Genomic DNA, 24,650 nt, shown 5'->3' with positions numbered 1-24,650 from the left:
TCCGTCAGAAAAGGGCGAACTGCTCGTCGACCATGGTGGTGTCGGCGAATTGCTCCATGCTGCGGCCCCCCACGACGGCGCCGACGCTGTCCATGAACTGCGCGTCGGAGACCACCGGCACCCCCAACTGCATGGCGTGGTAGCCCTTGCCCTGTCCCGGGGTGGAGTCGTTGCAGACCACCAGTGACGTCTCGCGGTCGACGTCGTCGCTGTAGGCCAGCCCGGCGTGCAGGATCCGCTCGACCAGCTCCTCGTGGGTGCGCCCCACCTCGGTGGCCAGCGCCACCCGCATGCCCTGCACCAAGGGCCGGCCGCGGACATAACGGCCGGGGTTCAGATACGGACAGGGCATGCGCGCCGCCAGCGCCTTGAGCGGCCGCAGCTCGTCATGCGTCACCCGGCCGTTGGGCCAGCGGCGCCGGGTCACCGGGTGCACCGGCAACCACACGTCGCGCTCCCGCGCCCGCCGTAGCGCCGCCGCCAGCACCCCGGTCAGCACCATCGCGTCGTCGAAGGCGTCGTGCGGCCGCAGCTGACTCACTCCCCAGTGCGCCGCCAGCGTCTCCAGCCGCAGATTCTCGGTGCCGAGCTCTAGCCGACGGGCCAGCTCGACGGTGCACATGACGGAGTCGACGGGCAGTTCGGCCCCGGCGATCTCGGCTTCGGCGGACAGAAACGAGTAGTCGAATGCGACGTTGTGGGCCACCAGCGTGCGGCCGCGCAACACCTCGACCACGTCACCGACGATGTCGGCGAACTGCGGCTGGTCTTCCAGCATGGCGGCGGTGAGGCCGTGCACGTGTGTGGGGCCCGGGTCCACGCCGGGATTGAGCAGGCTGACCACGGACTGCTCCACGCGGCCGTCGAGGTCGAGGCCGAGTGCGGCGATGCTGATGATCCGGGCCTGACCCGGGCGGAAGCCCGAGGTCTCGACGTCGATGACGGCCCAACCCTCGTCCGGGTGGCTGGCCGGCCGACCCCAGGTGTGGCTCATGGCTTGAGGATGGCACGGCGAACCGACATCGCTGGCTCGCCAGGCCGCCGTGTCGGGGGGTTATTTCGACGCGGTTGGCGCCGCCAACGCGACGGCGAGCGGCCTCATATTTGCGGGAAATTTCGGGTGTGGCGCACATTTGGGGACGCTCGCGCCGGGTGAGCTGTTTCGCGCGCAAAAAGCGCCGCGCTTGCGATCGCCCTGGACCCGATGAGGGCGACCCGCTGCGCCCGGCAAAAAGCGCCGCGCTTGCGATCGCCCTGGACCCGATGAGGGCGACCCGCTGCGCCCGGCAAAGAGCGCCGCGCTTGCGATCGCCCTTTAAACTCGCCGGGTGGTTACCGCCCGCGCACGACTCGCCCTCGCCGCCGGTTCCGGCGCGCGCTGGGCGTCGCGGGTCACCGGTCGCGGGGCCGGGGCGATGATCGGCGGCCTGGTCGCGATGACGCTGGACCGCTCGGTGTTGCGCCAGCTGGGAGTCGGCCGCCGCACGGTCGTCGTGACCGGCACCAACGGCAAGTCGACCACCACCCGGATGACCGCCGCGGCGCTTGGCACGTTGGGCCTGGTGGCCACCAACGCCGAGGGCGCCAACATGGACGCCGGCCTGGTCGCGGCGCTGGCCGCCAACCGGCGTGCCACGCTGGCCGCGCTCGAGGTCGACGAGATGCACGTCCCGCACGTCTCCGACGCCGTGGAGCCGACGGCGATCGTGCTGCTCAACCTGTCCCGCGACCAGTTGGACCGCGTCGGCGAGATCAACGTCATCGAACGGACCCTGCGGGCCGGACTGGCCGGGCACCCGAGCGCGGTCGTCGTCGCCAACTGCGACGACGTGCTGATGACGTCGGCGGCCTACGACAGCCCGAACGTCGTATGGGTCGCCGCGGGCGGTTCCTGGGCGAACGATTCGGTGAGCTGCCCGCGCAGCGGCGAAGTCATCGTGCGCGAAGGCCGCGACTGGTATTCCACCGGCGCGGACTTCAAGCGGCCCAGCCCGCAGTGGTGGTTCGACGAACAGACCCTGTACGGGCCCGACGGGCTGACCCTGCCGATGCGGCTGGCGCTGCCCGGCGCGGTCAATCGCGGCAACGCCGCCCAGGCCGTCGCCGCCGCCGTCGCGCTGGGCGCCGACCCCGCGCAGGCCGTCGCCGCCGTCGGGCAGGTCGACGAGGTTGCAGGGCGCTACCGGACAGTGCGCGTCGGTCAGCACGACGCACGGATTCTGCTGGCCAAGAACCCGGCCGGTTGGCAAGAAGCGCTCTCGATGGTCGACAAGCACGCCGACGGGGTGGTCATCGCGGTCAACGGGCAGATCCCCGACGGCGAGGATCTGTCGTGGCTGTGGGACGTGCGCTTCGAGCACTTCGAGGACACGGTCGTGGTGGCCGCCGGCGAACGCGGCACCGACCTCGCGGTGCGGCTGGGCTACGCCGGCGTCCAGCACACCCTGGTGCACGACACCCTGGCCGCCATCGCGTCGTGCCCGCCCGGGCGGGTGGAGGTCGTCGCCAACTACACCGCGTTCCTGCAGTTGAACCGCAGGCTGGCGCGCCATGCCTGAGTCGACCGTGCGCATCGGCCTGGTGCTGCCCGACGTGATGGGTACCTACGGCGACGGCGGCAACGCCGTCGTGCTGCGGCAACGACTGCTACTGCGCGGCATCGCCGCCGAGATCGTCGAGATCACGCTGGCCGATCCGGTGCCGGAGTCGCTGGACCTCTACACCCTGGGCGGCGCCGAGGATTATGCGCAGCGACTGGCCACCCGGCACCTGACGCAATACCCCGGCCTGCAGCGCGCGGCGGCCCGCGGCGCGCCCGTGCTGGCGATCTGTGCGGCCATCCAGGTACTCGGGCACTGGTACGAGACGTCCGCGGGCGAGCGGGTCGACGGGGTGGGTCTGCTGGACCTGACCACCTCGCCGCAGGATGCGCGGACGATCGGCGAGCTGGTCTGCACGCCGACCCTGGCCGGCCTGACCCAGCGCCTCACCGGCTTCGAGAACCACCGCGGCGGCACGGTCCTGGGCGCGGACGCGGCGCCGCTGGGCGCGGTGGTCAAGGGCGCCGGCAATCGAGCCGGTGACGGCATCGACGGCGCGGTCCAGGGCAGCGTCTTCGCGACCTACATGCACGGGCCGTGCCTGGCCCGCAACCCGGAGCTCGCGGATCTGCTGCTGTCCAAGGTGGTAGGTGAGCTGCCGGAACTGGCGCTCCCCGAGGTGGACAGGCTGCGCGCCGAACGGCTGTCCGCGCGCTGACAGCGTTTTCGCGATACGCCGACACCCGGCGCGCTGACTGGCGAAGATGTACGGATGAGGCGTGCTGCTGCGTTGAGCGTGGCCGCCGTCGTGCTGCTCGCCGGATCTGCCGCCGCCGCGCAGGCCGCCCCGGGCCGGATGCACGGCGACCCGGCCGCGGCCGCGCCGTTCTGGCGCTACCAACAGCAGGACCTCGACTGCGGGGAGATGGCGGTGGCCGATGTGATCGGCCAGATCACCGGCCACCAACCCAGCGAGGACGAGATCACCTCGGTCGCCGCAAGCATCCCGAGCGGGAGCCGTCCGGGCCCGATCTACAGCCCGACGAGCAGAACCAAGAACGGTGACCTGTCGTTGCTGCTGGCGCACTACGGCGTCAAATCCAGCGGGATCCATACCGACCTCGACACGCTGGAGCGGGATCTGGACCAGGGACGCAAACTGATCGTCGGGGTCAACAACCACATCATCTGGAACGAGGGCGGCAACCGCGGTCAGCAGAACCATTTCGTGGTCCTCACCGGCATCGACACCGGCGCCGGCGTGGTCCACCTCAATGACAGCGGGGTCAGCTCGGGCCGCGACGAGCAGGTTCCCCTCACCACCTTCGAGCACGCGTGGTCTACCGGGAACAACTTTGCGGTCGTGAGCTAGATACGTGGCGTTCGCACGGCCGCGAGCGTGCACAGAATGCCGGCCGGCGCGGCGTGTCGCCGTAGCTCTCGCGGACGTTCGCGGCACGCGACAGGGCCGGTCACACGTTGTCGCTCCGGGCGGGCACTAAACCACATGCCGACTTTCCTGTGACGCCTGGGACTCACACGGTCGACGTGGCGCCGCCACGAGAACCCATCCAGGCCTGTAAGGGCTACTCGGGGACAGGCCTAAACCATTGCGCGGCGGCCGGTGAGCGCGCGACCGAGCGTCAGCTCGTCGGCGAACTCCAAGTCTCCGCCCATCGGCAGCCCCGACGCGATCCGCGTCACGGTCAGGCCGGGGATGTCGCGCAGCATGCGCACCAGATAGGTGGCCGTCGCCTCGCCCTCGGTGTTCGGGTCGGTCGCGATGATCACCTCGGTGATGTCGACGTTGTCGACTCGCTCACCGATGCGGCTGAGCAGCTCGCGGATGCGCAGCTGCTCAGGACCGATCCCGGACAGCGGGTCCAGCGCCCCGCCCAGGACGTGATAGCGGCCGCGGAATTCGCGGGTGCGCTCGACGGCCTGGATGTCCTTGGGCTCCTCGACGACGCAGACCTGCGTGCCGTCGCGGCGCGGATCGGCGCAGATCCGGCACCGCTCGTCGTCGGAAACGTTGCCGCAGACCTCGCAGAACTTGACGCCGTCGCGCACCTTGCCCAGCACGGCGGTCAGCCGGTCGATCTCCGGCGGTTCGACCGACAGCAGGTGGAAGGCGATGCGCTGGGCGCTCTTGGGCCCGATACCCGGCAGCTTGCCGAGCTCGTCGATCAGGTCCTGGACGGGTCCTTCGAACATGTCGACGCGGTCAGGGACCCGCGAAACCGGGTGCGCCCGGCGGGGCTGGTGGCACGGGCGGTGCCGGCGGCGCCGGCGGGGCCGGCGGGGCCATGCCACCGGCCAGCGCCCCCAGGCGCTCCTGCGCCATCCTGGTGACCTGCTTAGACGCGTCGCCCATGGCGCCGACGATCAGGTCCTGCAGGGTCTCGATGTCCGAGGGATCGACGACCTTGGGGTCGATGGTCACCGCGATCACCTCGCCGCTGCCTTTGACGAGGACCTTCACCAAACCACCGCCGGCTTGACCGAGCACCTCGGCGTTGGCCAACTGCTGCTGTGCTTCCATCAGCTTTTGCTGCATCTGCTGCGCCTGGGCGAGCAGCTGCGACATGTCGCCACCGGGTTGCATGACAATCCCCTCGCATCTTGGTCTCGAGTTGGTTTCGCCTGCGTTTGTCGGGCGATTCGAAACACCCAGCGTAGACCGCGCGACGTTACGTTGGCGCCGTGGACGTACCAGATGGGTTCCGTGTCGGAATGAGAACGTTCCTGGGCGCGCTGCTTGCCGCCGCGACGGTGATGGCCCCGACCGCGACCGCCGGCCCCTCCAACATCGCCGGCACGGTCGTGTTCATCGACCCTGGCCACAACGGCGCCAACGACGCGTCCATCGGCCGGCAGGTGCCCACCGGCCGCGGCGGCACCAAGGACTGTCAGGCCAGCGGAACCTCGACCAACAGCGGCTACCCGGAGCACACCTTCACCTGGGATACCGCGCTGCGGGTGCGCGCCGCGTTGAACGCCCTGGGCGTTCGGACCGCGCTGTCACGCAACAACGACAACGCGCTGGGCCCGTGCGTCGATCAGCGTGCGGAGATGGCCAACGCGCTTCACCCCAATGCCGTCGTCAGCCTGCACGCCGACGGCGGACCGGCGTCCGGCCGCGGATTCCACGTCAACTACTCGTCCCCGCCGCTCAACGCCGCGCAGTCCGGGCCGTCGGTGCAGTACGCCCGGATCATGCGCGACCAGTTGCAGGCGTCGGGCATTCCGCCCGCCAACTACATCGGCCAGAGCGGGCTCTACGGCCGCTCGGACCTGGCCGGCCTGAACCTGGCGCAGGTCCCCTCGGTCCTGGTCGAGCTGGGCAACATGAAGAACCCGGCCGACTCCGCGCTGATGGAGTCCGCCGAGGGAAGGCAGAAGTACGCCGACGCGGTGGTCCGCGGTGTCGCCGGCTTCCTGGCCACCCAGGGCCAGGCGCGCTAGCTCTCCAGCTCGTTCTTCAGGTTCGACAGCACCTCGCCCTGAATCTTCTTCAGCCCCAGCGGGGCAAAGGTCTTCTCGAAGAAGCCCTTGACGCCGCCGGCGCCGGTCCAGCTGGTCTTGATGGTGACGCTTGAACCCGGTCCCGCGGGGGCGACGGTCCAGTTGGTCACCATCGACGAGTTCGCGTCCTTCTCGATCACGGTGTGGCCCGCCACGTCGACGTTCACCTGCACGTCGCGAACGCGCGATTCGGTGGCCTGCAGTCGCCATTTCGCGACGGTGCCCTGCCCCTGGCCGCCCTCGAGCACCTCGTACTCGCTGTAGTGCGAGGAAAGGATTTTAGGACGGACGTTCTGATAGTCCGCGACTGCAGCCAGCGTGGCCGCGGGCTCAGCACTGACCAAAATCGTGCTGGCTGCGCTCACCTGTCCCATCAGGCGCTACTCCTCTTGTCGTCAGCTCGCGAGCGGATGCACGCGGTGTCATCGAAGACTAGGGTATATGTGGTGCCTCATCCGAGATCCGACCTGTCGGCTCACTCGTCGGGCGTAGCGCGGCTGTTGGCGAGCTATCGAGCCATCCCCGCAACATCATCCGTCCGGCTTGCCAAGCCGACGTCAAATCTGTTCCGCGCCCGCGCTAAACGCGACGGGCCGGGTCTGGATGTCTCGGGGCTGACCGGCGTGATCAGTGTCGATCCCGAAGCGCGCACGGCAGACGTGGCCGGCATGTGCACCTACGAGGATCTGGTCGCGGAGACGCTGCGCTATGGGCTTACGCCACTTGTGGTCCCGCAATTGAAGACCATCACCCTCGGCGGTGCCGTCACGGGTTTGGGCATCGAATCGGCCTCGTTCCGCAACGGCCTGCCACACGAATCGGTGCTGGAGATGGACATCCTCACCGGCGCCGGGGAATTGCTCACGGCGTCGCCGGACAAGCACTCCGACCTGTTCCGCACCTTCCCCAATTCATATGGGACGCTGGGATATTCGACCAGACTGCGGATCGAGCTGGAGACTGTCGCCCCGTTTGTGACGTTGCGGCACATCCGATTTCGTTCACTGGCCGCGATGATCGCGGCGATGGCACGCATCATCGACACCGGCGGACTGGAAGGTGTGCCGGTGGACTACCTGGACGGGGTGGTGTTCAGCGCGGACGAAAGCTACCTCTGTGTCGGCACCCGCACCGCCACTCCGGGGCCCGTCAGCGACTACACCGGAAAGCGCGTCTACTACCGGTCCATTCAGCACGACGGGGACGTCAAGGAAGATCGGCTGACCATCCACGACTACCTCTGGCGCTGGGACACCGACTGGTTCTGGTGCTCGCGCGCGTTCGGCGCCCAGAATCCGCGGCTGCGGCGATGGTGGCCCCGCCGTTACCGCCGCAGCAGCTTCTACTGGAAGTTGGTGGCGCTGGATCGGCGCTTCGGCGTCGCCGACCGTATCGAGGCGCGTCACGGCCGCCCCGCGCGGGAGCGGGTGGTGCAGGACATCGAGGTGCCGATCGAGCGGACCGTCGAGTTTCTGGAGTGGTTCGGCGACAACGTGCCGATCGAACCCGTCTGGCTGTGCCCGCTGCGATTGCGCGATCACGCCGGCTGGCCGCTGTATCCGATCCGGCCGGACCGCACCTTCGTCAACGTCGGGTTCTGGTCCTCGGTGCCGGCCGGTGCGACCGAAGGCGAGACCAACCGGGCTATCGAGGCGAAGGTTAGCGAACTCGACGGCCACAAGTCGCTTTACTCCGATTCCTTTTACACCCGCGAGGAGTTTGATGAGCTCTACGGCGGGGAGTCTTACAACACCGTGAAGAAGACCTACGATCCCGACTCGCGTCTTCTCGATCTCTATGCAAAGGCGGTGCGACGGCAATGACAGCGAGCAGGGAATCGGTCCTCAACGGCAAGCTCAGCATGGCCGAGGTCTTGGAGATCCTCACGGCCGGTGGTCAGCATCCCCTGAAGTTCACCGCCTACGACGGCAGCACGGCCGGACACGACGACGCCGAGCTCGGCCTGGACCTCTGCACGCCCCGCGGCACCACCTACCTGGCCACGGCTCCTGGTGAACTCGGTATCGCCCGCGCCTACGTTTCGGGTGACCTGGAGGTGCGCGGCGTACATCCCGGCGACCCGTACGAGCTGCTCAAGACGCTGACCGACAAGGTCGACTTCAAGCGGCCGTCGTTGCGGGTGCTGGCCAACGTGGCGCGCTCCGTCGGACTCGAGCGCCTGCTGCCGGTCGCGCCGCCGCCACAGGAGACACCGCCCCGGTGGCGCCGGGTCGCCGACGGCTTCATGCACAGCAAGGCCCGGGATGCCGAGGCGATCCACCACCACTACGACGTCTCCAACACGTTCTACGAGTGGGTGTTGGGGCCGTCGATGACCTACACCTGCGCGGTCTATCCAACCGCCGACGCGACGCTGGAAGAGGCCCAGGAGAACAAGTACCGGCTGATCTTCGAGAAGCTGCGGCTCGAGGCGGGCGACAAACTCCTCGACGTCGGCTGTGGCTGGGGCGGGATGGTGCGATACGCCGCGCGGCGCGGGGTTCGGGCCATCGGCGCGACGCTGTCGGCCGAGCAGGCCAAGTGGGCGCTCAAGGCGATCGAGGACGAGGGCCTAACCGACCTGGCGGAGGTGCGGCACTGCGACTACCGCGACGTGCGCGAGGCCGGGTTCGACGCGGTTTCCTCGATCGGACTGACCGAGCACATCGGGGTGAAGAATTACCCCGCCTACTTCGGCTTCCTGAAATCGAAGCTGCGCACCGGCGGACTGCTACTCAACCACTGCATCACCCGGCAGGACAACAAACCGGCGCCCGTCGGCGAATTCACCGATCGCTACGTCTTTCCCGACGGGGAACTGACGGGCGCCGGCCGCATAATCAGCGAAATCCACGACGCCGGTCTTGAGGTTCTGCACGAAGAGAACTTCCGCCACCACTACGCGATGACGCTGCGCGACTGGTGCCGCAACCTCGTCGAACACTGGGAAGAGGGCGTCGGCGAGGTCGGTCTGCCGGTCGCGAAGGTGTGGGGCCTGTACATGGCGGCCTCGCGAGTGTCGTTCGAGCAGAACAACCTTCAGCTGCATCACGTGCTTGCCGCCAACGTGGACACCTGGGGAGACGACGACCTGCCGCTGCGACCCTGGTGGCGGGCCTAAGCCTGATGGTGGCGACCCGCCTGCCCAGCCCCGCTTGCGATCGCCCTAGGCACCCTCGATACGACGGGCGCCCAGCTCGCTCTGTAGCAGCTCCAACGCGACCTCTTCGGGGTCGCGACGCGGCTCCGACGGATCGCTGCGACTGGCCTCGGCCAGCATGCTTTCCTCTTCTTCGGTGCGTTCCGCGGAAACCTCGTGGGGCACGGGCGGCTCCTGGCGCGGTGGGGCCGCGGGAATGTCGACCGCGACGGCCTCGCCCTCCTCGCAGCGCACCCGCCAGTTCACTCCCAGCGCGTCTTTGAGCGCCTCGGCGATGACGTCCGCGTTGCGCTGTTCACAGAGGCGTTTGGCCAACGGCGCCGACGTGTGGGTCAGCACCAGCGTGTTGCCTTCCACGGCGCGCACCGTGGCCCCCGCCAGCATGGCCTCGGTGGAACGGCTGCGCTGGCGCACCTTGTCGCGCACGGTCTGCCACATCGACCGCACCGCCGCGGCGCTGGGTTCACCCGGGACGGCCGCCGGCTCTGCGGCCGGCTCGGGGGTGGGTTGCGGAACGGGCGGCGGTGGAGGTGGCGGAGGCGGTTCGGGGGCGGGCGTGGGCTTCGGTTCGGGGGCCGCGGCCCGCCGCTGGAACTTCGGCCTGACCGTCGCGGGTTCGGCTTCCGGCGCCGCCTCTGGCACCGACATATCCAGCCGGGTCTCGATGCGCTCGACCCGCTGCAGCAGCGCCGACTCCGCGTCGCTGGCCGACGGCAGCAGCAGCCGCGCGCAGACCACCTCGAGCAGCAGCCGCGGCGCCGTCGCCCCGCGCATCTCGCCCAGCCCGGCCTGCACCACCTCGGCGTAGCGGGTCAGCGTCGCCGGCCCGATGCGGGCGGCCTGCTCGCGCATCCTGTCCAGCACGTCCTCCGGCGCATCGACCACGCCACGGCTCGCGGCGTCAGGAACGGCTTGCATGACGATCAGATCGCGGAACCGCTCCAGCAGATCGGTGGCGAAGCGCCGCGGGTCGTGCCCGGCGTCGATCACCGATTCGACCGCACCGAACAACGCGGCAGCGTCCGCGGCGGCCAGCGCATCGACGGCGTCGTCGATGAGGGCGACGTCGGTGGCACCCAGCAGCCCGAGCGCGCGCTGGTAGGTCACATGGTTGTCTTCGGCCCCGGCCACCAGTTGGTCGAGCACGGAGAGCGTGTCGCGCGGCGAACCACCGCCGGCGCGGATCACCAGCGGGTACACCGCGTCGTCGACCCGGACGTCTTCCTGTTCACAGATCCGCCCTATCAGCGACCGCATGGTGCGCGGGGGCAGCAGCCGGAACGGGTAGTGATGCGTGCGCGACCGGATGGTCGGCAGCACCTTCTCCGGCTCAGTGGTGGCGAAGATGAAGATCAGGTGCTCGGGCGGCTCCTCCACGATCTTCAGCAGCGCGTTGAAGCCCGCGGTGGTGACCATGTGCGCCTCGTCGACGATGAACACCCGATAGCGCGACTGCGCCGGCGCGTAGAAGGCGCGGTCCCTCAGCTCGCGGGTGTCGTCTACACCGCCGTGGCTAGCGGCGTCGAGTTCGACGACGTCGATGCTGCCGGGCGCATTGGGTGCGAGCGCCTGACAGGAATCGCACACCCCGCACGGGCTGGCCGTCGGCCCCTGCGCGCAGTTCAACGACCGCGCCAGAATGCGTGCTGACGACGTCTTTCCGCAGCCGCGCGGCCCGGAGAACAGGTACGCGTGGTTGATCCGGCCAGCTTCCAAGGCGATCGACAGCGGCTCGGTGACGTGCTCCTGCCCCACCACTTCGGCGAAGGTTGCCGGTCGATACTTGCGGTAGAGGGCCACGGTCAGCAGGCTACCGGCGACCGGTGACGCCTGCGTTCGCAGCCGTTGAGTCTGCGCTCAGCGAGGTGTCTACTCGCACTCCCCCGCGGCAGACGCAGAGCGAACGCGGTAAGCGAGCGCCCGGGAAGCGGCCGGGCATTGAGTCTGCGCTCAGCGAGGTGTCTACTCGCACTTCCCCGCAGCAGACGCAGAGCGAACGCGGTAAGCGAGCGTCCAGGCAGCGTCCAGGCATTGAGTCTGCGCTCAGCGAGGTGTCTACTCGCACTTCCCCGCAGCAGACGCAGAGTGAACGCGGTAAGCGAGCGCCCGGCCAGCGCCCGGCCAGCGTCCAGGCGTTGAGTCTGCGCTCAGCGAGCTGTCTACTCGCACTTCCCCGCGGCAGACGCAGAATGAACTGGGCTTCAGCGCGAGCTGCAGCGCGCGAACTTCAGCGCGCCGTGGAACCCATGCCCAACAGCGACTCGGAAGCCGCCAGCAGCGCACACGTCGACAGTCCGTCGACCGCGTTCTGCAGATCCGGCAGCGGCGGGAACGTGGGCGCGATGCGGATGTTCGTGTCGTCGGGATCTTTCCGGTACGGGAACGACGCCCCCGCCTCGGTGACCGCGATGCCGGCATCCTTGGCCAGGGCGACGGTCCGCCGCGCCGTCCCGGGCAACACGTCCAGGCTGACGAAGTAGCCGCCCTTCGGCTCGGTCCAGGAGGCGATCTTGGACTCGCTCAGCCGCCGATCCAGAATCTCCAGCGTCGCCGCGAACTTCGGCGCCAACAGCTGCTGGTGGCGCAGCATGTGCAGGCGCACGCCGTCGGCGTCGCCGAAGAAGCGCAGATGCCGCAGCTGGTTGACCTTGTCCGGGCCGATCGACTTCTTCCCCGCGTACTGCAAATACCAGGCGATGTTGCCCAGCGATCCACCCAGGAAACTGACCCCGGCGCCGGCGAAGGTGATCTTCGACGTGGAAGCGAACACGTAGGGCCGGTTGGCGTTGCCGGCCTTGGCGGCCAGTCCGAGCACGTCGACCTGACGGATGAACTCATGCGTCAGCGTGTGCACCGCATAGGCGTTGTCCCAGAACAGCCGGAAGTCCGGCGCCGCGGTGCGCATCTGCACCAGCCGGCGAACCGTTTCCCACGAGTAGGTGATGCCGGTGGGGTTGCCGAACACCGGAACCGTCCACATGCCCTTGATCGCCGGGTCGACGGCCACCAGTTCCTCGATCAGGTCTACGTCCGGGCCGTCCTGCAGCATCGGGACGGGGATCATCTCGATGCCCATCGTCTCAGTGATGGCGAAATGCCGGTCGTACCCGGGGACGGGGCAGAGGAACTTGACGGCCGGCTCCTGCACCCAAGGCCGCGGCGAGTCCACCCCGCCGTACAGCATCGAGAAGGCCACCAGGTCGTGCATGAGCTCCAGGCTGGAGTTGTTGCCGGCGACCAGGTTCTGCACCGGAATCCCCAGCAGCTCGCCGAAGATGGCCCGCAGACCGGGCAGGCCGTGCAGGCCGCCGTAGTTGCGGGTGTCGGTGCCCTCCTCGTCGCGGTAGTCGTCTCCGGGCAGGCTCAGCAGCTGATTGGACAAGCTGAGTTGTTCGGCGGACGGCTTGCCGCGGGTCAGGTCCAACGACAGCTTCTTGTCCTGCAAAGCCGCGTAATCCTGCTGGTGGCGGCTGTGCAGGTCAGCCAGCGCTTCGGGGCTGAGGGAGTCGAACGCCACTACTCGGCCTTTCGGTCCTAGGCATGGATACGGACCGGTATTGGCTCTGCGGTCCCCGACAAAGGGGACCCCGCGCACCCGACAGAGCCCATTGACCCTTGCTGCCTTCCGGCCCTGGGGGAGTTCACAGGATAAACGCCGCGCGGGGTCCACGGCGAGTGTAATACCTGCCCGCGAAACACCCGTCGGCGGCCGCGAGACATTCAGCGGGTTGACTCAGCGGCTACCATGACGGCGGAGGATTCGCCTAGTGGCCTATGGCGCTCGCCTGGAACGCGGGTTGGGTTAATAGCCCTCGCGGGTTCAAATCCCGCATCCTCCGCAGGGGTTGCCCTCGTTTTGAGGCGCGGACATGCACGGTTGTGGGCTGGTAGGCCTTTATGCTGGCCTGAGCTCAAGCAGCTTGAGGGAGAAGTATGAGACGCAAGTGGGCCATTTTGTGGCACGCGTCGTTTTCGATTTTGGCCGGAGTGCTCTACTTCTACTGCGTGTTGCCTCGCTGGCACGAGCTGATGGGCGACTGGTCGCCCGGAGTGTGCATGGCGGGCCGCATCGCCTCCGGCGCCTTGGTCGGACTGGCCGCGCTTCCGGTGGTGTTCACGCAGTTGCGCACCCGCAAGCCGGAGCTGCGCACGCCACAGCTCGCCCTGTCGATCAGGTTCTGGTCGATCGTGGCCCATGTGCTGGCCGGGGTGCTGATCATCGGCACCGCGATCAGCGAGATCTGGCTCAAGCTCGACTCCTTCGGCGAATGGTTGTTCGGCATTTACGGTGCCGCCGCCGCGGTCGCCGTGCTCGCGATCTTTGGCTTCTACCTGTCGCTTATCGCCGAGTTGCCGCCGCCACCGCCGAAACCGATCAAGCTCAAGCAGCCCAAAGAAAAGGGCAAGGGTCGTAAGAAGCTCGCCAAGAAGGCCAAGGTCGAGGACGACGACGAAGCTGTCGAGTCCGACGAGGCCGACGAAACGGTTGAGGCCGACGAGGCCGCAGATGCCGAAGTGACCACCGACACCGAGGCCACCGAGGTCGCCGAGGTCGCTGACGCCGAGACGGTCGAGGCCAAACTCAGCGAACCCGATGAGAGCGAGTCGGCGGAAACGGCGGAGGAAGCCGTTACCGACACCGCCGTCACCGACGACACCGCCGACGACACCGACACCGCCGACACCGCCGACACCGACGAGACGATCGAAGCGCCCGTCCCCACGACGGAGATCCGCAAGCCCGAACCGGACACCGAGGTCACCAAGGTCGTCGAGAAGCCGCGCCCCAGGCTGCAGAATCGCCGGCCGACCGGCAAGACCACGCATCGGCGCAGGCGCACGCGCGGCGGCGGTGTGGCGGTCGACGACTAAAGCGATCGCCACCCCGCCGAATGTCGACTTATGCCACGCTTCGGGCGCTCAACCGAGGCGCAACCCAACACTCGGCCAGGTGCACGCGGCGCTCAACTGAGCGCTGACCAGCTCAGCCCTCGCGGCGGCGAAGCCGCTCGAGTTGGGCCGCGATGTGCCGAAGGGTCTCCTCCGCTCCCCACATCCGGCGGACCTCGTCGTCAAGGTCGGCGCTCTCGCTGATCCGCGTCAAGGCGGGGCGTCGCAGCTGAGCTTTCGTCTGGCGGTAGGCGTCGGGCGGGATGTCGGCCAGGCCGGCCGCCTCGGTGACCGCGGCCTCGAGGATGTCGTCGGCGACCACTCGGTGCGCCAGACCCATGGCGACCGCCTCGTCTTCCCGATAGATGTGGCCGCCCAGCACGGCCTCCTCGGCGCGGTCCGCGCAGACGTGGCGCATAACCTCCAGCGCCGCGACCGGAAACGGCACCCCGACGCGCACCTCGGACGCCCCGATCGGCGCGGACGGGCTCAGCAGCCGACGATCGCACGCGCACGCCAGCACGCATCCGCCCGCGATGGCGGCCCCGTTGATCGCGGCGACCGTGGGGCCCGGATAACCGAACATCGCCTGAATCATGGCGGACAGGGCGGGGACCAGCCGATCGGTGTACTCCGACCCGCCCTCCACCACACGCTTGAGGTCAACACCTGCACTGAACGCCCGTCCCGCGCCGGTGACCACGAGCGGGCCGGCGCCGGATTGCCGCAACTCGCCGAGTACCTCGGTCAGCTCGTCGGCGAATTCGATGTCGATGGCGTTGACGCTCCCCGACGAGAAGGTCAGCACCGCGACCGCGCCCGCGGTCCGAACCTCAATCACCGGCGGACACCAGGATCACCGGGATGTCGGTGTTCTCGTCGGTGTGGTAGCTCGCGCAGACACGGTGATAGCCGTCGGCGATCTGCAGGGGAACACCGGCCGAGAAATCGCCCCGGACCAGCAGGATCGGCGACAGCGGCTGCCCCTTCTTGATCTTCGACAGATCCGCGGCCACGTGCGGGTTGTCCTCGGAAAGCAGCCGCAGCTGCGCCGCGCGGAGGATATCCTTCGCCTTCCTGTGGACGACGACCCCGGCCTGCAGCCGCTCGGTCAACGCCTTGACGACATGCGGCTCCGCGAGCATATCCAGGTAGTCGCCGGCCGCCGGAAAGTCATGGGCCTCAGGCTTTTCCATCCATTTCACGGTGGGCATCGGAAGTCTCCCTTCGGGTCCGGCACCAGGGACCGCGTCGACCGCAGCCTATCGGAGTCGGCACCGCGAAGTTGGGATCGGTAGCAGGCGGGGCGCCCTGTACTTGCCCCCATGACGTCGCCAAGGGGGCGGCGCATGAACGGAAGGAACTCCAGTGAAACGTCTTCTCGCAGCAGCGATCGGTTCCCTGGGCTGCGCGTCGGCATTGGTGGCCTGTTCCAGCGGTGGCCACACCGCCGCCGGCCCGGCCAGCGTCGCCACGGGCGGCGGCGCAGCGCAGGTCAAGGTCGCCGGCAGCGACCTGGCGGGCTTGGACCCGTCGTCGGTGACCTGCGTCAAGCAGGCCGGCAAGATCAGCATCGGCAGCGGAAACACCGCCGGCAAGCAGCAGGCGGTGGCCGTCGTGATGACCGACGAGGCGGCCCCTAAGGTCGAGTCGCTGATCCTGGTCGTCGACGGCAACGCCTTGTCCGTCGCCAACAACATGGGCCAGAACCTCGGCTCGGCCAAGGTGGCGGTGGACGGCAAGACCTACACCATCACCGGTCAGGCGCAGGGTACCGACATGAAGAACCCGATGGCCGGCATGATCACGAAGGATTTCAGCATCAAGGCGACATGTGGCTGATGCGCCTCATCCGGGCGGCGGGCGTGCGACTCACGTCCGCCGCTTCGGGCTGCGCGGGACTTATGATGCAGCCGTGTCGATCCCCGACGAACTCGAGCGTGCGCGGCGCCTGGCGTTCGCCGACGACGAGTCCGCCGCGCGGGATCTGCTGCTGTCCCTGATGCCGCAGATCGAGCAGGCCGACAGGGACGACCTCATGCTGGAGGTCTTCGCGCAACTCGGTGAGATCTACCTGGTTCGTGGCGCGAATGATGGTGTACAGGAATGCATCCGGCGCATCCGCGACTGTATCGACATCTATGCGCGCATCGTCGCCGGTGAATTGCCGGAAGCGGCCGCGCAGGTGCGGATGTCCTACGCCGAGGTGACGGCAATGGTGTGTCGCTATTCCCGACGAGCCCAATTTCTGCAGACCGGATTGGCCGCCGCGCAGGGTGATCACGACGGCGCCGCGGCCGCCCTGGCAATCACCGAATCCGACTCCGCCGAACACGCTTACCTGCTCACCTACGCTCAAGTCCTCTGCGCGACGGCACTCTGCGACGACGATCTGCACGTGCAGTCGGTTCCGCTGTGGGAGAAGGTTCTCCCGGCCGTCGACACACGCAGCGACGAAGCCGGGGCCGGCGACTTCCTGTGGGTGACCGCGGCCACCGCGTACGGCAGGTTCTGCGTCGAAACCGGCCGACTGCCGGAGGCCGAACCCTGGCTGCGACGCGCGGAGGCCCGCGCGCAGGCGAACGGCTGGGAACTGGCCTGCGCCAGAACACAACTGGAGCGGGCGGCGGCCGCGTGGTCGGCCCGTGACAAGGTGACCGCGGAACGGCTGGCGAGCGGAGCCTATCCGGTGCTGGCACAGCACGCCCGCGCCCACGACGTGTCGCGCTGCTGGCTGTATCTCGGGCTCACCCGCATGGCGACCGGCGCCTTGGAAGCCGCCGACCAGTGCTGGGAACACGCCGAGCGGCACTGGCGCGAACTGGGCAAGCCGCTGCACATCCACCGTATTCTGTTGCAGCGCAGCTGGATCGAAATCTTCCGCGGCCGGTTCGCCGAAGCGGTCGAACTGATCGCGCAGGCCAGGGAGTGCCTGGACGCCACGCCCCGCAGCACCTGGCTGCAGTATGCCCGGCTGGACAATCAGCTCGGGACGGTGTGGCGAGCGGACGCGTTGACGGACTTGGGTTTCGACGGCGCGGGTGACCCTTCGGACACGTGGCGGGAGATCGAGGCCCGGCACGCCGCGTCGCTCGGCGTCATACCGGGTGAGGTGGACGTCGAGCGCCAGAGGCGCGCGATGAGCAAACTCGAACAGGCCGCCGAACTCAAAGTACCGGCGGCGCTCGCGGTTGACTCGGTGCGCTATTCGATAGCCGACGCCGACGCGAGATCACGCTGGGCGACCCATGTTGCGGCGCCCATGCTGGCCGGCGCCTTCGCGGTCGCGTGGGAATGGGAGAACACCGAACTGGTCAGCGAACTCGTCGAATATCACAGCGCACGGGGGACTTTCAGCAGCGACACGCAACAGCTGGAACCCGACGACTGGGCCTCCACCGCCACCGCGCCGGTGCTTGACGACGCCGACCCTAACCCGGCGCTGACCGCGGGCGGAGACACCCCAAGCCAGGCCGGCGCGCTCACCCGGCTGGGCCCGCTGCCGCCGTTGCGGATGCAGCCGGACGCCGAGCCGATCATGAGTCACTACCGCGCGCTGGCGTTGCAGCGCTACGGCCGCGCGGTCACCGCCGCCGAACCCGCGTGGTCGACCTGGCCATGAGTGCACCGGACCGGCTGACCCTGGTCCTGCGTTACGCCGACGTCGGGATCGCCACGTACGGCACCCTGCGGGTGGTGGGGCAGCCCTCGCGAACCGTCACCTGGGTGGTGGACGAACCGATTCTGCTTGCGGCGCTGCAGGAATTGGCCGATGCCCTACCGGAGGCGTGCGGCGCCGAGACCCGGCGTGACGCGATCGAACGGGCGCTGACCCGCGGGCCGTTCGCCGCACCCGACACCGAGCTGACGGCCGCCTACATCCTCGGCGTGCTGCTGATCGGCATGGCAGGCTGGCAGCTGCTGACGGAGTGCATCGCCTCGCCGCGCGCGGTGCTGTTCGTGTCCCCCAGCGCCCGGCTGGCGCGCGTCCCTTGGGGACTGCTCGCGGTGCCGAAATCGGGGCCCAGCGCCGAAGAATTGGTGCGCGTGCGCGCGGCGGCATTCACCGTGTCCGGCACGGTGCCCGCCCAGATCCCCTGGCAGCTCACCGATGTCCGCGAGCACACGGACGGCTATCGGCTGATGGAACTCGTCGACGTGCTGATGGCGGTGCCGCAAAACATCGCGCACTCAGCCCGCACGCCCGCCGACTGGGATGCCCGCCGAGAGCGTCCCCCGCTGCTGGTGCTCGATCCGCGGGTGCCGGGTCAGCTTCCGGACTCGGCGCTCGGGTCGGTGCTGGGCAGGCCGTCGCCAAACACCCGACTGGCAAGGTATTTCGCGGATCTGATGGGACAGCGGCCGGTGTTGCCGGGCGCCGGTGGGGCGGTCGAGTTGTTCCGCCGCCGGGACGCCGACCGCAAGTGGCTGGGCGAGTTGCTGCACGAGGCTCCGAGTCGGCTGGTGTATGTCGGACATGCGAGTTCGGCCGACGGGGATCCCGATCACTCCAGCCGCGCCGATCGCGCGGCGCTGCATCTAGCCTGTGCCGCAGCGATTCCCGGGCATGCCGAACCGATCGGCGACCACCGTCCGCTCACCGCGTCGGACCTGATGTCGCTTCGGCTACCGATGCCGCCCCGGGTCGCGCTGCTGGCCTGCGCGTCGGGCGGCGACTACCAGTTCGACGAGGCGACCGGGTTGGTGGCGGCGATGGTCCTGGGCGGCGCGCGCCTGGTCACCGCCACCTTGTGGTCGCTGCCGACCACGGCGGCGTATCGCCGCTTCGCCGTGGGCGCACGCGTGACGGACCCGATGGCCGACGTGGTCATCGCCGTCGACCGCGCGCACCAGGCCGTCGACGCGGGCTGTGCCGTGAATCGCTGGCAGCGCGAACAGATGCGACGCTGGCGCGACGGGGATGTCACCGCCAGCCCGGTCTATTGGGCCGCGCTGATCACATTCACCGTCGACGGCGCGCGCTGACCATCCCGTGCGGCGGTGCACCCCAGGACGTGCGCGTCCGGGTCGATCCGCCGGGTGCGCTTCCAGTACTCGACCGACCCGAACGGGCACAGCACGTAAACCCCGCCATCGGCGGATTTGTACCACGAATGCTCTATGGACGGGTGCCCCCACATCAGAGTGGCCACCTGCGCCTGCAGTTCCTGCCGGTACCGCTCGTAGGCCGCGGCGCTGGGTTCGATGGTTTGCGCCCCGTCTTCGAAGAGGCTGCGCAAGGCCTCGCCGATGTAGCGCATCTGGCACTCGAGCATGAAGATGACGCTGCCCGCATGCGCCAAACCGGTTCCGGGCCCGGCCATCATGAAGAAGTTGGGAAAATCGGGCACCGAGATTCCGTGCAGGCCAGCGGGTTTGCCGTCCCACACCGCCGACAGCGCTACATCCGCACGCCCGACAATCTCCATCGGCCAGAGCATCTCGGACGCCCGAAACCCGGTGGCCAGGACGATCACGTCGACTTCATAACGGTTTTCGCCGGTCCGAACGGACGATTCGTCGATCTGGACGATCGCGTCCCGCACCAACTCGACGTGGTCCCGCTTCAGGCAGCGCAGCCAGCTGCCGTTGTCCTGCAACATCCGCTTGGCCATCGGCGGGTAGTCAGGCGTGACCCTTCGTGCCAATTCCGGGTCATCGCCGAGTTGGTCCTCGATCCATTTGACGAACAGGGCGCGGCGCGCCGCGCTGGCGGCGTTCGCCGTGCGGGGGAAGTCCGGCCAGTCGGGATCGGCCCTGACGAGTTCCAGCATCTTGTCGCTCGACTGCCACATCAGCATGAACCGATACCAGCGCGCATACCCGGGCAGGTGGCGCATCGCCCACCGCTCGCCCGGTGTGACCTGCGCGTGATAGCGCGGGTTGGGCGCCATCCACTGCGGGGTCCGCTGGAAGACCACCAGGTTCTCGACGTCGTCGACGATCGCGGGGCCGATCTGGAATCCGCTGGCCCCCGCCCCGATCAGCGCCACCCGCTTGCCGGTCAGGTTCACCGAATGGTCCCACCGCGCGGAGTGAAACACCGGCCCTGCGAAGCGATCCAGACCAGCGAGGTCGGGAATCAACGGCCGGTTGAGGAAGCCGACGGCCGAGATGACCGCGCTCGCGGAGAGCGTCTGCACGATGCCGTCACCGTCACGGACCGTCACCCTCCAGCACGCGGCGGGCTCGTCCCAACGCGCGCGTTCGACTTCGGTTCCCCATCGGACCGATTGGGCGATGCCCCGGTCGTCCATGATCTTTCGGAAGTAGCGGTGCAGCTCGGGCTGTCGCGTGTAGTAATCCGTGAAATCGGCGTTGGGCTCGAAGGAGTACGAGTAGAAGTGGCTCGCCACGTCCACGCGGCACCCCGGATAGCTGTTCTCCCACCAGGTACCGCCGGCGTCGCGGTTCTTCTCGACGATCACGTAGGGGATGCCGACGTCCTGCAACCGGATGGCGGCCAACAGCCCCGCCGCCCCGGCTCCGACGATCAGCACCGAAAAGCCCGGTGGCACAGTGGCTTGCGCGGACATGGCGATGGCGCGCGGGTCTTCGCCCGCCAAGTCCATCTCCTCGGCGTAGAGGGCGGCGTGGTCGTCGGGCACCGGTTCACAGGCGATCCAGTCCATCAGCTCACGGACCACCTCGGCGCCCGGGGGTGTCGTCGGCGGGCAGCCCGCGTCGCGCCAGGCGCAGATCGCCGTCAGCGCGTCGCGGCGCAACTGCTCCTGCTCCTCGGCGCTCAACTTGCCCTGGAATTCGTTCTGCACGAACTCCCGCGGCCGGATCGGCCCCCGAATGTAGGCGGGATCGCCCGTCAGCTGTACGACCGAAGCGACCAGGGCCGGTACGGAAACGTCCTTTAGCGCGGCCGCAATCACGTCATCTGCATCCGCAATCCGCTCACTCGGCACGGCTAAGTGTTATTCATGGCACTGTCTAGTGTCAATCCTGAAGTAGGTCGGTTACGCTCGACGGATGGGTCCAACGACGTCGACCGCGCTCGCCGAGGCCAAGCGACAGGCCGCCGTCGAACACATCCTCGCTTCGACGCGACGGCTCGTGCTCAGCGGCGGCCTCGACGTCACGATGGATCAGCTCGCCGACGTCAGCGGCGTCAGCCGCCGCACCCTGTTCCGGCATTTCGAGACGCGGGAAAAGCTGTTGGCGGCGGCTTTCGAGGCCGGCATGACGGGCTATCGTGAGCAACTTCCGGCCTTCGACGGCGATCTGCCCGGCTGGCTGCGGGCCACCTGCGAGGCCGCGCACCGAATGAACGCCACCATCGGGCCCGGGTTTTTCGAACTCGCCTCGCGCCGCGACCTCCCCGCCGAATTGGCCGCCGCCGAACGGCGCCGGCTCCGGGAATTCCGCGGTGCGGCGGCCGACATCACGGCCACCCTGTGGCGGGCGGCGGGGGGTGAGGGCGATCCACCGACGACGCTCACGACCACGGTGACCGCGCACCTGAGCCCCCACTTCACCGCCGCCTTGACGGTCGATGCGGGCGGGGACTGGCGATCCGCGGCCGAGCTTGCGGAGGCCGCGATCCGGGCGGAGCTTCCGCCGCAACGGCTTTCGCCCGCTTAACGCACTCTCAGATCGAGATCAGGTCGGCCGCGCGGACCGCCAACATGTCGTCGGGCATCGAAAGCTGTTCGGGGGAAGCGGGATCGAACGCTACCAGCAGCACGGTGCCCGGACGCAGCCACGATGCGACCGGGTCGCCGTCATGGTGAGCCAGGCGGCCGACGAAGGTTTCACCGTCCACGCTGGTGACCTCGATCATGACCTGCTGTCCGCCGGCGGTCGTTTCGGGTTCGTCGCACACGGTGCCGATTCCGACGATGCGGTCTTCGGCCGCCCGGCGCGGCGTGTGCAGCAGCCAGCCGACGATGGCCAGCGCGCCAAGCACGCAAGCCGTGCCCACCAGCGCATTCCCCACGTCCGCAAAGGCGGCGAACAGCACACAGGTAGCGAGTAACGCGGTTTGCGCACCCAGCAGCAGCACAATCGGCTTCTTCATGCGAACAGCCTCGGGCGCGCGGTCGGCTACCGAACCCAACTTTGTGGATGTGGATATCTCTGGATTGCCCCTATCCTGTGCTGATGAGCGCCGATCCGCAGGCTGAGACCGCCGTCGCGGTGGGTCAGCCCCGCCGCGCGGTCATCGAGCGGGCTTGGCGCGCAATCGGTCCCGGCGTCGAGGTGCTCAGCGGCGACGACGGCGGCCCGTTGACCAGGACCGTCAAACGCATCGTCGACCCGCTGGTGCTCCGCTTGCGGTCGAACCCACAGTATTCGGCCCCGCTGGTGCCGCCCGACAGCGCCGACGCGATGCACGCGGCGATCGTCGGCAACGCGACCCAACTGCGCGCTGCCGCAGCGTGGTTCGAGGTGCTCAAGCTCGAACGCCGTCGGTTGCGGATTCGCAGCGGAAACGCTCAGGAGCTGTACTTCCCGGTCTGCTACGAGCTCGCGGTCACGAAAGGCCCGCCCGCCCCGGGTGATCGCGAGACGCCGGCCGCCGTCCTGCACGACATCCACCGCGGCCGCGACCGCACCGCGATCGAGGTGCTCAACGACTACGTAGCCGGCCCCGAGGTCGTCGCCACGCTGGCCGCGCAGGTGGAGCGCAGCTGGCGCGACGTGCGGGCGCCGGAAGACATCGTCGTCGCTCCGTTCCTGGCGCAGCTCGGCACGGTTCTCGGGCCCGCGAACAGCCACAGTGCTGCCGTCGCGCGCCAGCGAGTCTGGTCGGCCGTCATCGCCGACCCGACCCCGTACAACCTCGGCGCGCTGGCCCGCCTGGAAGCCGCGACGGAGCTACCCTGGTCCCTGGTCGAGCTGGGCTTGAGTTCCATTGTGCCGCAACGTCGGCCGCAGGTCCGTGGCGGAGCCGACAGCGACCGGCCACTGGACCGCACCGTGGTGGACAGGGTGCGCGCGACGTTGCGTCGCGCGCTGGACCGCGACGCTCTGCCGGACGTCCCGCTGCTGTGCGACGAAGAGGTCGACCGGGCCTGCGCGCCATGGGGACTGCTGGGTGAAGACAAGCAGGCCACCCTGGTCACCGGCATCGAAGTCGCGTGCGAACTGGCGCCGCTGGACCGGTCGGTGGTCAGCCGATACGGGTTGGCGGGGCAGATCCAGGCCCGCCTGCGTAAGGAGGCCTACGTCCTGCATGCCCGCCGCTACCTCGCCGAGGGCGGCCCCATTCATCCGCGCCAACAGCAGGTGGTGGACGACCTGGCCGCCTACGCGCAGCCCTACCTGAGCCGGCTGTGGGCGCGACTGCACGGACGCGACGTCTGGCAGGAGCCGTGCGACGACGTCGACGACGTGCGTTCGCTGCTCGAGGGCGTCGCCCGCTCGGTCAGCCTGGACCACCGCCAGCGGATCAAGTCGATGCTGGAATTGCAGGTGGCGGGATGAACCCCGGGGAACTGGTCGCCGACACACCGACACCATTGGTCGCGGTGCTGGAGGTCAGCGGCGCTGTGTTGTCGTGGATCGTCGACGGCCCCGACGCCGACGCCGCCCGGATCACCTTTACCGACCCCGCCCGCGCCGACTGGCTGTGGCGCGTCGTCGGCGAAGCGAAGCACGTCACGGTGATCACTGATGAAGCGCGGGATCTAGGCGGCGCCGACGTCGTGCCCGGCTCGTTGGCGCCGCTGCACAGGCTCGCGATCGGGCACTGGCTGCGGCGCTGGTGGCCCGCCAGCCAGCGGGACGGCATCGTCGCACTCGACCGCGCACTGCTCGACGTCGAGGTGGCGCTGCTGACCGCCGGTGCGCAGGGCTTCTTCGCCGACGACACGCTGGACTCGGATGTGACGCCGCTGTTGGCGCCGCACTCCGCCGCGCTTCTGAGCCACCTGCTTGCCGCCGATCCCCGCGTCCGCGACCTGGTGCGGGCCGGCGCGGACCTGGCCGAAGAGATCGGCCTAGACAGCGACGGCTGGCCGGAATTGTCTGCTGCAGTGCAGGATTCAGGATCTCTCGTGGCGATGCCGACGGGGCGGCGCGACGACTATGCGCTGGCCGCCGGCTCCGACCCGGGCCCGCGGTCCGCGGCCGCGATCGGTCGGGGCGTCGCGTCGATCAACTGGGGCGCGGTGCCGCCGGGCATCTTCGATGCGGCCGAAGACACCGTCGACTGGAGCGTCACGCCCGGCGACCCCGCGGTGGTCGCCGTCGTCCGCGCGGCCGTCATCGGACCGGACCCGGCCACCGACCTACCCGTGCGGGTGCGGTCGGGGACCGTCAGCGGCGCCGGCACCCTCGATGCCAGCGGGCGGGCCACGGTGCCGCTGCTGGATGCGCAGCGCGGCGCGTTGACGGAATCGTCCGCCTGGAACCACGATTGGCCCGCGACCTCGGTGACCGTCGGGGCCGACGTCACGGAGCCGCGCGAAGCCCGGGATCGGGTCCGACGCTGGGTGCGGGCACGGCTGGAGCGGCCGCCGGCGGACGCGTTCCTGGCCGAGATCCTGGCCGCCGAATCCTCTTACTAAGCGGACCTAACC

Annotated in this window: 23 protein-coding genes, 1 tRNA gene and 1 other RNA gene; 14 read left to right on the top strand and 11 right to left on the bottom strand. The window is 68.9% G+C overall.

The annotated features are described in order from the left end of the window. Positions 1–4: 4 nt before the first annotated feature. Positions 5–994 (bottom strand): DEDDh family exonuclease, encoded by a 990-nt coding sequence (locus AC5Y5V_RS16540; protein WP_499937267.1) that lies wholly within the window; start codon positions 992–994, stop codon positions 5–7. A 334-nt stretch (positions 995–1,328) separates the two neighbouring features. On the opposite strand from AC5Y5V_RS16540, the gene AC5Y5V_RS16535 reads away from it, so the two are divergent. From AC5Y5V_RS16535 to AC5Y5V_RS16525, 3 genes are read left to right on the top strand one after another with little or no spacing between them, the layout of a single operon-like run. Beyond that, the gene (locus AC5Y5V_RS16535; protein ID WP_499937264.1) at positions 1,329–2,558 is read left to right on the top strand and encodes a Mur ligase family protein; all 1,230 of its coding nucleotides are present in this window, start codon (positions 1,329–1,331) and stop codon (positions 2,556–2,558) included. After that, positions 2,551–3,258, top strand: a complete 708-nt coding sequence (locus tag AC5Y5V_RS16530) for a type 1 glutamine amidotransferase (protein ID WP_499937262.1) — start codon at positions 2,551–2,553, stop codon at positions 3,256–3,258. Before AC5Y5V_RS16535 ends, AC5Y5V_RS16530 begins: the two co-directional genes overlap by 8 nt. Positions 3,259–3,312: 54 nt before the next feature. Then, positions 3,313–3,912 (top strand): C39 family peptidase, encoded by a 600-nt coding sequence (locus tag AC5Y5V_RS16525; RefSeq protein ID WP_499937259.1) that lies wholly within the window; start codon positions 3,313–3,315, stop codon positions 3,910–3,912. 230 nt (positions 3,913–4,142) lie between these two features. On the opposite strand, the gene recR is transcribed toward AC5Y5V_RS16525, so the two are convergent. Then, the gene (recR, locus tag AC5Y5V_RS16520) at positions 4,143–4,754 is read right to left on the bottom strand and encodes a recombination mediator RecR (protein ID WP_499937255.1); all 612 of its coding nucleotides are present in this window, start codon (positions 4,752–4,754) and stop codon (positions 4,143–4,145) included. A 10-nt stretch (positions 4,755–4,764) separates the two neighbouring features. Beyond that, a complete protein-coding gene (locus tag AC5Y5V_RS16515; protein ID WP_499937250.1) occupies positions 4,765–5,145 on the bottom strand; it encodes a YbaB/EbfC family nucleoid-associated protein in 381 nt (126 codons plus the stop codon). 128 nt (positions 5,146–5,273) lie between these two features. On the opposite strand from AC5Y5V_RS16515, the gene AC5Y5V_RS16510 reads away from it, so the two are divergent. Beyond that, positions 5,274–6,005, top strand: coding sequence for an Rv3717 family N-acetylmuramoyl-L-alanine amidase (locus AC5Y5V_RS16510; protein WP_499937247.1), 732 nt, complete (start codon positions 5,274–5,276; stop codon positions 6,003–6,005). Here the strand turns inward: AC5Y5V_RS16510 and AC5Y5V_RS16505 are convergent. After that, positions 6,002–6,439, bottom strand: a complete 438-nt coding sequence (locus tag AC5Y5V_RS16505) for an SRPBCC family protein (RefSeq protein WP_499937244.1) — start codon at positions 6,437–6,439, stop codon at positions 6,002–6,004. The two genes, AC5Y5V_RS16510 and AC5Y5V_RS16505, sit on opposite strands and share 4 nt — an antisense overlap. Before the next feature lie 69 nt (positions 6,440–6,508). Here AC5Y5V_RS16505 and AC5Y5V_RS16500 point away from each other — a divergent pair, with 69 nt between their 5' ends. Continuing rightward, the gene (locus AC5Y5V_RS16500) at positions 6,509–7,888 is read left to right on the top strand and encodes an FAD-binding protein (protein WP_499937388.1); all 1,380 of its coding nucleotides are present in this window, start codon (positions 6,509–6,511) and stop codon (positions 7,886–7,888) included. Then, positions 7,885–9,186 (top strand): class I SAM-dependent methyltransferase, encoded by a 1,302-nt coding sequence (locus AC5Y5V_RS16495; RefSeq protein ID WP_499937242.1) that lies wholly within the window; start codon positions 7,885–7,887, stop codon positions 9,184–9,186. The genes AC5Y5V_RS16500 and AC5Y5V_RS16495 overlap by 4 nt, the downstream gene beginning before the upstream one ends. A gap of 45 nt (positions 9,187–9,231) precedes the next feature. On the opposite strand, the gene AC5Y5V_RS16490 is transcribed toward AC5Y5V_RS16495, so the two are convergent. The 3 genes from AC5Y5V_RS16490 to ffs form a co-directional block, all read right to left on the bottom strand. After that, positions 9,232–11,025 carry a DNA polymerase III subunits gamma/tau gene (locus AC5Y5V_RS16490; protein ID WP_499937240.1) on the bottom strand — a complete coding sequence of 598 codons (1,794 nt, stop codon included), beginning with the start codon at positions 11,023–11,025 and terminating at the stop codon, positions 9,232–9,234. A 427-nt stretch (positions 11,026–11,452) separates the two neighbouring features. Beyond that, positions 11,453–12,742: an aspartate aminotransferase type Ic gene (locus AC5Y5V_RS16485; protein ID WP_499937238.1), complete on the bottom strand. Its 1,290-nt coding sequence runs from the start codon at positions 12,740–12,742 to the stop codon at positions 11,453–11,455. Positions 12,743–12,801: 59 nt separating this feature from the next. Continuing rightward, positions 12,802–12,896: signal recognition particle sRNA small type (gene ffs, locus AC5Y5V_RS16480), an RNA gene on the bottom strand. Positions 12,897–12,978: 82 nt separating this feature from the next. Between ffs and AC5Y5V_RS16475 the strand changes: the two genes are divergently transcribed. Together AC5Y5V_RS16475 and lucA are read left to right on the top strand one after the other, a co-directional pair. Then, positions 12,979–13,064 (top strand) — tRNA-Ser (locus AC5Y5V_RS16475). A gap of 94 nt (positions 13,065–13,158) precedes the next feature. Further along, positions 13,159–14,097: a lipid uptake coordinator LucA gene (lucA, locus tag AC5Y5V_RS16470; protein WP_499937236.1), complete on the top strand. Its 939-nt coding sequence runs from the start codon at positions 13,159–13,161 to the stop codon at positions 14,095–14,097. Between the two features lie 112 nt (positions 14,098–14,209). Here lucA and AC5Y5V_RS16465 read toward each other — a convergent pair whose 3' ends face one another. Together AC5Y5V_RS16465 and AC5Y5V_RS16460 are read right to left on the bottom strand one after the other, a co-directional pair. Beyond that, positions 14,210–14,956, bottom strand: a complete 747-nt coding sequence (locus AC5Y5V_RS16465; RefSeq protein ID WP_499937233.1) for an enoyl-CoA hydratase/isomerase family protein — start codon at positions 14,954–14,956, stop codon at positions 14,210–14,212. Then, positions 14,949–15,329, bottom strand: coding sequence for a hypothetical protein (locus tag AC5Y5V_RS16460; protein WP_499937231.1), 381 nt, complete (start codon positions 15,327–15,329; stop codon positions 14,949–14,951). The genes AC5Y5V_RS16465 and AC5Y5V_RS16460 overlap by 8 nt, the downstream gene beginning before the upstream one ends. 187 nt (positions 15,330–15,516) lie before the next feature. Between AC5Y5V_RS16460 and AC5Y5V_RS16455 the strand changes: the two genes are divergently transcribed. The 3 genes from AC5Y5V_RS16455 to AC5Y5V_RS16445 all read left to right on the top strand — a co-directional run bounded on the left by AC5Y5V_RS16455 (position 15,517) and on the right by AC5Y5V_RS16445 (position 19,101). After that, positions 15,517–15,957, top strand: a complete 441-nt coding sequence (locus AC5Y5V_RS16455) for a lipoprotein LpqH (RefSeq protein ID WP_499937384.1) — start codon at positions 15,517–15,519, stop codon at positions 15,955–15,957. Between the two features lie 73 nt (positions 15,958–16,030). After that, positions 16,031–17,737, top strand: a complete 1,707-nt coding sequence (locus tag AC5Y5V_RS16450) for a hypothetical protein (RefSeq protein ID WP_499937229.1) — start codon at positions 16,031–16,033, stop codon at positions 17,735–17,737. Then, complete coding sequence (locus AC5Y5V_RS16445) at positions 17,734–19,101, top strand: CHAT domain-containing protein (protein WP_499937227.1); 1,368 nt, start codon at positions 17,734–17,736, stop codon at positions 19,099–19,101. The genes AC5Y5V_RS16450 and AC5Y5V_RS16445 overlap by 4 nt, the downstream gene beginning before the upstream one ends. On the opposite strand, the gene AC5Y5V_RS16440 is transcribed toward AC5Y5V_RS16445, so the two are convergent. Then, positions 19,056–20,999 (bottom strand): flavin-containing monooxygenase, encoded by a 1,944-nt coding sequence (locus tag AC5Y5V_RS16440; protein ID WP_499937225.1) that lies wholly within the window; start codon positions 20,997–20,999, stop codon positions 19,056–19,058. The genes AC5Y5V_RS16445 and AC5Y5V_RS16440 overlap by 46 nt on opposite strands. 97 nt (positions 21,000–21,096) lie before the next feature. Here AC5Y5V_RS16440 and AC5Y5V_RS16435 point away from each other — a divergent pair, with 97 nt between their 5' ends. Then, positions 21,097–21,708: a TetR/AcrR family transcriptional regulator gene (locus tag AC5Y5V_RS16435; protein ID WP_499937223.1), complete on the top strand. Its 612-nt coding sequence runs from the start codon at positions 21,097–21,099 to the stop codon at positions 21,706–21,708. Between the two features lie 7 nt (positions 21,709–21,715). Here AC5Y5V_RS16435 and AC5Y5V_RS16430 read toward each other — a convergent pair whose 3' ends face one another. Beyond that, on the bottom strand, positions 21,716–22,144 hold the full coding sequence (locus tag AC5Y5V_RS16430) for a hypothetical protein (RefSeq protein ID WP_499937221.1): 429 nt from the start codon (positions 22,142–22,144) through the stop codon (positions 21,716–21,718). 83 nt (positions 22,145–22,227) lie between these two features. Here AC5Y5V_RS16430 and AC5Y5V_RS16425 point away from each other — a divergent pair, with 83 nt between their 5' ends. Together AC5Y5V_RS16425 and AC5Y5V_RS16420 are read left to right on the top strand one after the other, a co-directional pair. After that, positions 22,228–23,553 carry a hypothetical protein gene (locus tag AC5Y5V_RS16425; RefSeq protein WP_499937219.1) on the top strand — a complete coding sequence of 442 codons (1,326 nt, stop codon included), beginning with the start codon at positions 22,228–22,230 and terminating at the stop codon, positions 23,551–23,553. Further along, complete coding sequence (locus AC5Y5V_RS16420) at positions 23,550–24,638, top strand: hypothetical protein (RefSeq protein WP_499937217.1); 1,089 nt, start codon at positions 23,550–23,552, stop codon at positions 24,636–24,638. The genes AC5Y5V_RS16425 and AC5Y5V_RS16420 overlap by 4 nt, the downstream gene beginning before the upstream one ends. Positions 24,639–24,650 lie beyond the last annotated feature (12 nt).

It is taken from the genome of Mycobacterium sp. NGS68 (assembly GCF_059812195.1).
This window is presented reverse-complemented; position numbering and strand designations above follow the sequence as displayed.

Coding starts and splice junctions, on each gene's coding strand:
- lucA (WP_499937236.1), top strand. CDS start 13,159: ATGAGACGCAAGTGGGCCATTTTGTGGCACGCGTCGTTTTCGATTTTG.
- AC5Y5V_RS16445 (WP_499937227.1), top strand. CDS start 17,734: ATGAGTGCACCGGACCGGCTGACCCTGGTCCTGCGTTACGCCGACGTC.
- AC5Y5V_RS16525 (WP_499937259.1), top strand. CDS start 3,313: ATGAGGCGTGCTGCTGCGTTGAGCGTGGCCGCCGTCGTGCTGCTCGCC.
- recR (WP_499937255.1), bottom strand. CDS start 4,754: ATGTTCGAAGGACCCGTCCAGGACCTGATCGACGAGCTCGGCAAGCTG.
- AC5Y5V_RS16420 (WP_499937217.1), top strand. CDS start 23,550: ATGAACCCCGGGGAACTGGTCGCCGACACACCGACACCATTGGTCGCG.
- AC5Y5V_RS16515 (WP_499937250.1), bottom strand. CDS start 5,145: ATGCAACCCGGTGGCGACATGTCGCAGCTGCTCGCCCAGGCGCAGCAG.
- AC5Y5V_RS16460 (WP_499937231.1), bottom strand. CDS start 15,329: ATGCCCACCGTGAAATGGATGGAAAAGCCTGAGGCCCATGACTTTCCG.
- AC5Y5V_RS16505 (WP_499937244.1), bottom strand. CDS start 6,439: ATGGGACAGGTGAGCGCAGCCAGCACGATTTTGGTCAGTGCTGAGCCC.
- AC5Y5V_RS16510 (WP_499937247.1), top strand. CDS start 5,274: ATGAGAACGTTCCTGGGCGCGCTGCTTGCCGCCGCGACGGTGATGGCC.
- AC5Y5V_RS16540 (WP_499937267.1), bottom strand. CDS start 994: ATGAGCCACACCTGGGGTCGGCCGGCCAGCCACCCGGACGAGGGTTGG.
- AC5Y5V_RS16495 (WP_499937242.1), top strand. CDS start 7,885: ATGACAGCGAGCAGGGAATCGGTCCTCAACGGCAAGCTCAGCATGGCC.
- AC5Y5V_RS16435 (WP_499937223.1), top strand. CDS start 21,097: ATGGGTCCAACGACGTCGACCGCGCTCGCCGAGGCCAAGCGACAGGCC.
- AC5Y5V_RS16530 (WP_499937262.1), top strand. CDS start 2,551: ATGCCTGAGTCGACCGTGCGCATCGGCCTGGTGCTGCCCGACGTGATG.
- AC5Y5V_RS16425 (WP_499937219.1), top strand. CDS start 22,228: ATGAGCGCCGATCCGCAGGCTGAGACCGCCGTCGCGGTGGGTCAGCCC.
- AC5Y5V_RS16430 (WP_499937221.1), bottom strand. CDS start 22,144: ATGAAGAAGCCGATTGTGCTGCTGCTGGGTGCGCAAACCGCGTTACTC.